The 8297-nt window shown below is 77.0% G+C and carries 11 protein-coding genes and 1 pseudogene; 4 read left to right on the top strand and 8 right to left on the bottom strand.

The features are described from left to right. Positions 1-160 (bottom strand): annotated as a pseudogene (locus ACRYM6_RS09740) (short-chain dehydrogenase); the annotation flags it as partial. An 84-nt stretch (positions 161-244) separates the two neighbouring features. On the opposite strand from ACRYM6_RS09740, the gene ACRYM6_RS09735 reads away from it, so the two are divergent. Then, positions 245-853: a TetR/AcrR family transcriptional regulator gene (locus tag ACRYM6_RS09735; RefSeq protein WP_432542673.1), complete on the top strand. Its 609-nt coding sequence runs from the start codon at positions 245-247 to the stop codon at positions 851-853. 10 nt (positions 854-863) lie between these two features. Here the strand turns inward: ACRYM6_RS09735 and ACRYM6_RS09730 are convergent, their stop codons facing one another. Further along, entirely contained in the window at positions 864-1814 is a 951-nt protein-coding gene (locus ACRYM6_RS09730; RefSeq protein WP_432542672.1) for an SDR family oxidoreductase, read from the bottom strand. A 51-nt stretch (positions 1815-1865) separates the two neighbouring features. Then, the gene (locus tag ACRYM6_RS09725; protein WP_432542671.1) at positions 1866-2627 is read right to left on the bottom strand and encodes a DUF3159 domain-containing protein; all 762 of its coding nucleotides are present in this window, start codon (positions 2625-2627) and stop codon (positions 1866-1868) included. Positions 2628-2772: 145 nt separating this feature from the next. Between ACRYM6_RS09725 and ACRYM6_RS09720 the strand changes: the two genes are divergently transcribed. Beyond that, positions 2773-3615: a helix-turn-helix transcriptional regulator gene (locus tag ACRYM6_RS09720; RefSeq protein ID WP_432542670.1), complete on the top strand. Its 843-nt coding sequence runs from the start codon at positions 2773-2775 to the stop codon at positions 3613-3615. A 55-nt stretch (positions 3616-3670) separates the two neighbouring features. Next, positions 3671-3853 (top strand): hypothetical protein, encoded by a 183-nt coding sequence (locus tag ACRYM6_RS09715; protein ID WP_432542668.1) that lies wholly within the window; start codon positions 3671-3673, stop codon positions 3851-3853. A gap of 54 nt (positions 3854-3907) precedes the next feature. Here ACRYM6_RS09715 and ACRYM6_RS09710 read toward each other — a convergent pair whose 3' ends face one another. From ACRYM6_RS09710 to ACRYM6_RS09700, 3 genes are all read right to left on the bottom strand, one after another. Continuing rightward, entirely contained in the window at positions 3908-4108 is a 201-nt protein-coding gene (locus ACRYM6_RS09710) for a hypothetical protein (RefSeq protein ID WP_432542667.1), read from the bottom strand. 105 nt (positions 4109-4213) lie between these two features. Continuing rightward, on the bottom strand, positions 4214-4978 hold the full coding sequence (locus ACRYM6_RS09705) for a PaaX family transcriptional regulator (RefSeq protein WP_432542666.1): 765 nt from the start codon (positions 4976-4978) through the stop codon (positions 4214-4216). After that, positions 4975-5571, bottom strand: a complete 597-nt coding sequence (locus ACRYM6_RS09700) for a GNAT family N-acetyltransferase (protein WP_432542664.1) — start codon at positions 5569-5571, stop codon at positions 4975-4977. Before ACRYM6_RS09700 ends, ACRYM6_RS09705 begins: the two co-directional genes overlap by 4 nt. Before the next feature lie 30 nt (positions 5572-5601). On the opposite strand from ACRYM6_RS09700, the gene ACRYM6_RS09695 reads away from it, so the two are divergent. After that, positions 5602-6576 carry an alpha/beta hydrolase family protein gene (locus ACRYM6_RS09695; RefSeq protein ID WP_432542663.1) on the top strand — a complete coding sequence of 325 codons (975 nt, stop codon included), beginning with the start codon at positions 5602-5604 and terminating at the stop codon, positions 6574-6576. Between the two features lie 24 nt (positions 6577-6600). Here the strand turns inward: ACRYM6_RS09695 and ACRYM6_RS09690 are convergent, their stop codons facing one another. Both ACRYM6_RS09690 and ACRYM6_RS09685 read right to left on the bottom strand, forming a co-directional pair. Then, complete coding sequence (locus ACRYM6_RS09690; protein ID WP_432542662.1) at positions 6601-7242, bottom strand: CAP domain-containing protein; 642 nt, start codon at positions 7240-7242, stop codon at positions 6601-6603. Between the two features lie 127 nt (positions 7243-7369). After that, on the bottom strand, positions 7370-8278 hold the full coding sequence (locus ACRYM6_RS09685) for an EamA family transporter (RefSeq protein WP_432542661.1): 909 nt from the start codon (positions 8276-8278) through the stop codon (positions 7370-7372). Between the last annotated feature and the right edge of the window lie 19 nt (positions 8279-8297).

The raw sequence follows: 8297 nt of genomic DNA, 5'->3' as shown, positions 1-8297 counted from the left end.
GCAGCGGTTCGGCGCGGGGGTCGTCCCAGGACCTCGGGGTGCGCGCCGCGGCGTAGACCTTCGCCGCTCCCCGCTGGAGCGCCTGGTGGACGAACTGCTCGCCGAGCCCGCCGTTGGCGCCGGTGACCAGCACGGTGCGGCCCTGGAGGGACTGGTTCATCTAGACTCCTCGGTAAGTGGGGACCATCCCCGTTCGGTAAATATGTGGGGAAGCTCCCCACTTGGTCAAGGGGGTGTGGTCGTCGTGCCCGGAGGAACCGGAGCAGGGGGCAACGGGCGGGGCACCGCGCCCGCGCGGACGCCGCGCGCCGACGCCCGCCGCAACCGCGAGGCGATCCTGCGGGCGGCCCGGGAAGCCTTCGAGGCCGAGGGCGCGCTCACGTCCCTGGACGGCATCGCCGCCCGCGCCGGCGTCGGCAACGCCACCCTCTACCGCAACTTCCCGACCCGCGACGACCTGCTGGGCGCGGTCGTGCAGGACAGCGTCGACGCCGCGCTGCGCGACGCCGACGACCTCTCCCGCGACCTCCCCCCGCAGCAGGCGCTGACGGAGTGGCTGGTCCTGCTGACGTGGCGGCTGCGCACCTGGCACGACCTGCCGCACTGCCTGGCCTCCGCCCACGCGGAGACCGGCTCACCGGTGCGGTCGGCCTGCAACCCCCTCCTGCAGCGCACGGCGGACCTGCTCGCGCGGGCGCAGGAGCCCGGCGGGGGCACCGGCGCCGCCAGCGCCGAGGAGGTCTACGAACTGGTGCTGGCGCTGTCGTGGGCCGTCGACCGGTTCGGCGACGACGAGGTCACCGCCCGCCGCCGGGTGGTCCTGGGCACGGCGGGGATCCGCGCCCGGGGCTGACCCGCTGCGCTCAGACCGGTGCGGCGGCGCTGAAGGACACCCCGGCCAGCTCCTGCGACACCCTCCAGACGCGCTCGGCCTCGGCCTCGTCGCGCAGCGGGCGGTACAGCGGGTGCTCACCGGGGCCGCCCCCCAGGTTCCCGGGCCCGGTGGGCCCGTACAGCCGCCCGCCCCGGGCTCGCGGGTCGGCGGCGGCGTACAGCGCCGGCAGTTGGGCGCTCTCGACGGTCCCGACCAGGATCCCCGCGCGGGAGAGCCTGCGGATGACGGCGATCTGGGGGGTGTTGCGCTCGCGCTGCAGCTCGGGGCGGGCGGCGAGCAGGCTGGTGGGGGCGACCCCGGGGTGGGACAGGTTGCTGGTGATGCCCCAGCCCCCGGCGCGGCTGCGCCGGTCCAGCTCCAGGCCGAACAGACCGAAGGCGATCTTGGAGGAGCTGTAGGCGCGCATGCCCTGGTAGCCGTCCTCCCAGTTCAGGTCCCTCCAGTTCACCGCGCCGCTGCGGGCGGCCACGCTGATCTGGGAGGTGACCCGGGCCCGGCCCGCGCGCAGCAGGGGCAGCAGGTGGGCCACCAGGGCGACGTGGCCGAGGTGGTTGGTGCCCAGCTGCAGCTCGAAGCCGTCCGCGGTGCTCTGGCGCTGCGGCGGGGTCATGACCCCGGCGTTGTTGACCAGCAGGTGGATCGGTGCCCCCTCGGCCCGCAGGCGGTGCCCGAGGGCGGCGACCGACGACAGCGACGACAGGTCCAGGTCGTGCAGGGTCACCTCGGCCGCGGGGTGCTCGGCCCGGATGCGGGCCAGCGCGGCCTCGCCCTTGGTGCGGTTGCGCACGGGCAGGAGCACCTCGGCCCCGGCGCCGGCGAGCCGGCGGGCGATGCCGAAGCCGATGCCGTCGCTGGCGCCGGTGACCAGGGCGCGGCGGCCGGACAGGTCGGGCAGGGAGAGCTGGGGAGTGCGGGCCACGGGGTTCTCCTACGGGTGAGGTGGGTGGGGTCGTGCGCGGGGTGAGCGGGTTCAGGGGTGGGCCGGGGCGGGCGCGGCGGCCGGTGCACCGGCGCTGCGGCGGGCCAGGACCAGGGTGACGGCGAAGTGCAGGGCGAAGACCGTGCTGGACACGACCTGCACCACCGCCAGCGCCGCGGGCTGGTCGGCGAGGTAGAAGGCGACCCTGACGGCGAGGTTCAGCCCGGCCAGCCCCACGCCCACCAGCGTGCTGGCGGTGTACAGGCGCCGCAGCGGCCGGTGGGTGCGCCACGTGCGCGGGCCACCGGCGAGCGGGTTGACGACGAGCCCCATCAGGGGACGCCCGGCGAGCAGGGAGCCGGTGTGGGCCAGGACGAACAGCACCGGCAGCACCGTGGTGGGCAGGAAGAAACCCCGGGCCTCCCCGGTCAGGGCCGCGACCGCGGCGCACCCCGCGGCGACGAGCAGGCCCGCGACCGCGGCCGCGGGGGACTCCCGGCGGACCAGGCGCACGAGGCAGGCGGCCGCGGCGGTGACGGAGAGCGCGACCAGGGCCGGGGTGAGGCCGGCGACGGCGTCGGCGACCACGAAGGCGACCGTGGGTGCCGCGGCCGAGGCCAGCCCGACCGGTCCCCCGACGCGCTCCAGCGTCCGGTCCAGCGTCGTGCGGGCCAGGGAGCGTCCCGTCACCTCGTCCAGGCCCAGCAGCTGCCGGGCCGTCGCGCTCGGGCTGGTGGCCGGGGGTGGCGGACCGGTCCGGCGGTCCGGGTCGGTGAGTCCGGGCGGGGTACCGGGGGTGGGTCGCGGGGTCACTCGTCCTCCTGGGTCGCGGCGGTGACACCAGCCTCAGCCGGGCCCCCGCCCGCATCCAGGGCCTGCCGATCCACCCCTGGCGGGCCGCGAGGGGTGGATCGGCAGGTCGTGGCTGACGGGGACCGGAGCCGGTAGGAAGGGGACCGTGGACATCGACAGGACGGGGCTGGCGCAGTTCCTGCGGCAACGGCGCGAGGCGCTGCAGCCGCAGGACGTCGGCCTGCCCCGCGGGCAGCGGCGCCGCACCACCGGGTTGCGGCGCGAGGAGGTCGCCGCCCTGGCCCACATGTCCACCGACTACTACGCCCGGCTCGAACGCGGGCGCGGGCCCCAGCCGTCGGAGCAGATGATCGCCTCGATCGCCCAGGGCCTGCACCTGGGCCTGGACGAGCGCGACCACCTGTTCCGGCTGGCCGGGCACCAGTCGCCGCCCAGGGGTGCGCTCAGCGAGCACGTCAGTCCCGGCCTGCTGCGCATCCTGGACCGGCTGACCGACACCCCCGCCGAGATCGTCACCGAACTGGGGGTGACCCTGCGCCAGACGCCGCTGGCCGTCGCGCTGACCGGGGACGCCACCCGGTGGACCGGCCCGGCCCGCAGCCGGGGGTACCGGTGGTTCACCGACCCCGGGACCCGGGCGTCGTACGCACCGGAGGACCACGCGTTCCTGTCCCGGGTGTACGCCTCGGGCCTGCGCGAGGTCGTCACCCGCCGCGGGCCGGGGTCCCCCGCGGCCGAGCTGGCCGAGCTGGCCCTGGCGGGCTCGGAGGAACTGCGCCGGCTGTGGGAACTGCACGAGGTGGGGGTCCGCCCGCACGAGGTGAAGAACTTCGTGCACCCGTCGGTGGGCCGGATCCAGCTGCACTGCCAGACGTTGCTGGACCCGCAGCAGTCGCACCTGCTGCTGGTCTACACCGCGGTCCCCGGGACCGAGGACCAGGAGAAGCTGGAACTGCTCTCCGTCCTCGGTGCGCTCGCCGACGCGTGACGCCCCGCCGGGCCGCGGGGTTCCCCCGGCGACCGCGGCGGACTACCGTTCCCGCATGACGTGGTTCCTGGTGGGGATCGTCGTCGCCGCGGTCGTGGTCGCCGCGGCCCTGGGCGGCGCTCGTGGCCGTCTGCGTCGCACCGCCGACCGCGAGGTCGGGGAGCGCGCCGAGACCGCCCGGCGGTTGCGGGAGCAGATCGACGAGGGGCGCCACACCGGGGGCGGCTGGATCTCCTGACGGGTCCTGCCCCGCAGGAGTTCCCCGCGCCCGGACCCCGGCGCCGGTCCCCGGTCAGGACGGGGGTCCGAAACCTCCGGCGCCGCGGTCGAAGAACCGGCTGCCGCGGTCCCGCTGGTCGATCGGCACGCGGGCCTCCGCCGGGAGGTCGCCCTCGTCGGACCCGCAGCGGGCGCAGGTGCGGAACGCCTGCCCGTCCTCGGTGACCTCAGCGGTCCACCGGTGCCGGCCGAGCGCGCAGAGCAGGGGTTTCACGAGGTGACCTCCTCACCCGCACCCGGTGCCGTGGGTGTGGTGCCCAGTGTCCACCCGGCCCGCGCCCGCGTCCACGTCCGCGTCCACGTCCACGTCCACGGGACGTCAGTCCCGGTGCAGCCCGCGTTCGCCGAGCTCGTCGGCGAGCGCCGCCCACGCGGCGGCCCAGCGGCGGCGCAGCTCGGCGGGGCGCCAGGGGCGGGGGCGCAGTTCCGGTGGGATCAGGGGGTCGTCGCGCAGGGCGCGTTCGAGGCCCTCGGCGAGGCGGAGCTGCTGCACGAGGGGGTCGGGGTGGGCGGGGGTGTCGAGGAGGTCGGCGAGGGCGTCGTAGCGCTCGTCGACGGGCCGGGCCGGCCACAGGTCCTCGGCGATGCGGTGGGGGTCGTCGTGGCCGTGGACCCGCAGGGCGGTGGCGGTGGCAAGCACGAAGTGGCGGTGGTCGGTGGCTCCGACGAGGTCGGCGAGGTCGTGCGGGCTGACGTAGAGACCGGTGGACACGGGCGCGGCGCCGACGGCGATCAGGTTGCGGCGCAGGGTGTCCCGCACGGCGCGGGCGGTCTCCTCGACGCTGACGGCGATCAGCCGCCACGTGCGGTCCCAGGGGGCGTGCCCGGCGTCCTGGGCGAGGGCGAGGTCGACGGCGACGCGGTCGCGGGTCAGGCGGGCGCGGCCGGCGTCGGTGAGGGTGAGGGTGCCGGCGCGGCCGCGGCCGTCCTGGACGACGTCGCCGGCGGCGACGAGGCGGCGGATCGCGAGGCGGACGGGCTGGTCGGGCAGTCCGGCGGCGTTGGCGGTGTCGTAGACGACGGCCAGGGGGGTGCGCCCGGCGGAGCAGAAGGCCTCGACGACCGTGCGGGGGGACGGGATCACGCGGGGCTCCTGGCCGGTCCGGGGGTGAGGGGGCGCCGCAGCGTGCGGTACCGGGAGAAACCGTAGAGGCCGGCGAGCGGGCCGAGGTCGCCGTGCCCGGCGTCGGTGTAGCCGAGGCGGCGGTAGAGGGTCTCGGCGCGGGGGTTGGTGTCGACGACGGTGAGCTGCACGGCGTGCAGGCCGAGGTCGCGGGCGAGGTCGGCGGCGGCGGCGAGCAGGGCGGAACCGACGCCGCGGGAGCGGTGCGCGGTGTCGACGCACAGGCCGTCGAGGACGAGGACGCCGGGGACGTCGCCGCGGCGCAGGGGGGCCAGGAGGAGGGCGGCGCGCAGGGCGCCGAGCGGGCCGAGGCGGGTGCGGGTCCCCCCGCCGGAGACGGCGCCGCCGCCGGCGTGGCGGAAACCGCAGACGCCGACGACGTGCCCGTCGCGGCGGGCGACGAGGACGTTGCCGGGGCGCAGCGAGGCGGCGACCTCGGCGCGGCCGGTCGCGGCGTCGCGGAAGGCGGGGCGCAGCTTGCGGCCGAACGCCTCCCAGTAGAGGGCGGCGACGTGGTCGCGTTCGGGGGCGGTGAACCCGCGGGTGATCTCCACGGACGGCAACATATCGTCTAGTGTACGAACGTGCGCTACAAGAAACGTCGAGGGTTCGTCGCCCTGCTGCTGGCCGTGGCCGTCGCGGTCGCGCTCACCGGCGTCGCCGCGGTGGGCTGGGACTTCCGCCACCACGAGGAACGGCGGGCGGTCCCCGTCGCCGCCGGGACCCTCGACGCCGTCCTGGCCCGGCCCGAGGGCGAACCCCGCGGCCTCGTCGTGGTCGTGCACGGCGACGGCCCCGTCGACGCCACCCACGACGGCCTGTACCGGCCGTGGTTCGAGGCCGCCGCCGACGCCGGTTTCGCGACGCTGTCGTGGAGCAAACCCGGGGTCGGCGGGTCCAGCGGGAACTGGCTGGAGCAGAGCATGGCCGACCGCGCGCAGGAGGTCGGCGCCGTCCTGGACTGGGCCGCGGCGCAGCGGATCACCGACGGGCCGGTCGTGCTGTGGGGGGCCAGCCAGGCCGGCTGGGTGCTGCCGCGGGTCGCCGCGACCCGGCCGGAGGTCAGCGCCGTCGTCGCCGTCAGCCCCGCGGTGAACTGGCTGCGGCAGGGCCGGTTCAACCTGCTGGCCACCGGCGGGGACGTCGCCGTCAGCGACCGCACCCGGGAACTGCTGGCCGAGGGCGCCGACCACGCCCGCTACGTCGCCGAGTCCGGCGACCCCGACCCGGTGAGCGCCGACCGCTGGGGTTTCGTGCTGGAGAACTTCCGCTCCGACGCGACCGCGGACCTGGAGGCGATGGCCGGCCGGCACCTGCCCGTCCTGCTCGACCTCGGCGAGCACGACGAGAACGTCGACGTCGACGAGACCGAGCGCACCTACCGGCGGGTCCTGGGCGACGACGTCACCGTGCGCCGGTACGACGCCGCGCACTCGATGGCGCGGACGGCCGTGGAGGACTCCGAGGTGCTCGGCGTGCTGACGGCCGTGTTCGCCCCCCGGCACCTGCTGGCCGACGGCGTCCTGGCCGACTACCGGGAGTTCCTGCGCGCCCGCTGAGCGGGCGGGTCAAGACGGGAGGGGTCAGGACAGGTCGCGCAGGTCCCGCTCGATCGTGGGGGCGGCGGCGAACCCCGGCGCCGGCAGCGGCTGCGCGGCGACCGGCAGGGCGGCGGGCTGGGCCACCGGGGCGGGGGCCGGGGCGGGGTGGAAGCCGGCGACCGGGCCGTTCGGCTGCTCGAAGACCTGCACGACCCACACGCGGCCGTCCTGGGAGCGGACCGCGCCGAGGCCCACGACGCTGACCTCCGGGCGCAGGATGTTCGCGCGGTGCCCCGGGGAGGCCATGAACGCACCCTGGAGCTGGTCGGCGTCGGCGCCCACGCCGACGTTCTCGGCGACCAGGGACCAGCCCTGGAGCTGGCGCGACAGGTCGGGGTTGTGCTTGAGCTGGGCGTCGCCGGCCATCCGGAACGCCCAGTCGGTCGCGACGCGGTTCGCCTCGTCGGTCAGGCCCAGCGCGGGCAGGCCGGCCTGCGCGCGGGCGGCGTTGACGAGCTCGTAGGAGCGCCACGCCTGGCCGCCGTCGCCGGTCAGGGCCGGGCCGTCCGCCTGCGCCGCACCGGCCCCGGCCACCGCGGCGACGGCGGCACCGGCCACGGCGGCGGCGGCGCCCAGCAGGCGGTGGCGGCGGGCGGTGCGGGGGGTGCGGGCGGTGGTGTCCACGGAGTCCTCCGGACGTTCGAGGCGATGGGGGGCGGTGGTGCTCCCCCTCTGCCTCGGCCGTCCGGGGCCGTTCCTGTAGCCCGGACGGGTGCAGGACCCTCACCGGCCGCCACCGGCGGGCCGTCCGCTACCCCGCCGGGGTCGTCAGGTTCACCCGTTCGGGCTCGTGCGGCGACCCCGCGTCACCCGACCCCGCACCGCGCGACCGGGCCGCCGCGGCCGTCGCGCCGGCGCTGGCCAGGACCACGAGCACCACCCCGGCCCCGCCCAGCGGTGTCATCGCCTGCCCCAGCAGCGCCCACCCCGCCAGGGAGGCGATGACCGGTTCGAGGCTGAGCAGGACCCCGAAGGTCCGCTGCGGCAGCCGGCGCAGCGCCGCGAGCTCCAGGGAGTACGGGATGACCGAGGCCAGCACGGCCGTCCCCAGCGCCAGCCACACCCCGTGCGTGGCCTGCACCGCCCGCACCGCCCCGGCGGCGCCCAGCGGCAGCAGCGCCAGCGCGCCGACCGCGGTGGCGACGACCAGGCCGCCGTGCCCGGGCACGAGGCGGCCCACGCGCGCGCTGGCGAGGATGTAGGCGGCCCAGCAGGCCCCGGCCAGCAGCGCGAACACCACCCCCAGCGGGTCCAGCGACCCGCCGTGGTGCTCCCCCGCCACCCCCAGCAGCACGACCCCGCCGAGCGCGAGGGCGACCCACAGCAGGTCCCGGCCCCGGCGGCTCAGCGCCGCCGACAGCGCCAGCGGCCCGAGGAACTCGATGGTCACCGCCGTCCCGAGGTCGATGCGGGACAGCGCGGCGTAGAAGCAGCCGTTCATCGCGCCCAGGCTCACGCCCAGGGCCAGCGCGGCGCGCCACTGCGCGCCCGTCCACCCGCGCAGGCGGGGCCGGACGACGACGAGCAGCACCAGCGCGGCCAGCGCCAGCCGCAGGAACGTCGTCCCCGTGCTGCCCCCGAGGGCGAAGAGCTGGACGGCGAGCGCCGCGCCGACCTGCAGGGAGGCGCACGAACCGAGGACGAGGAGGACGGGACCCACGCTCCCAGTCTGCCCACCG

It is taken from the genome of Kineococcus rugosus (assembly GCF_050871975.1).
GTDB lineage: Bacteria > Actinomycetota > Actinomycetes > Actinomycetales > Kineococcaceae > Kineococcus.
Note: the sequence above shows the minus strand (reverse complement) of the source record. Positions and strands in the feature narration are given on the sequence as shown.

Coding starts and splice junctions, on each gene's coding strand:
- ACRYM6_RS09715 (WP_432542668.1), top strand. CDS start 3,671: ATGACGTGGTTCCTGGTGGGGATCGTCGTCGCCGCGGTCGTGGTCGCC.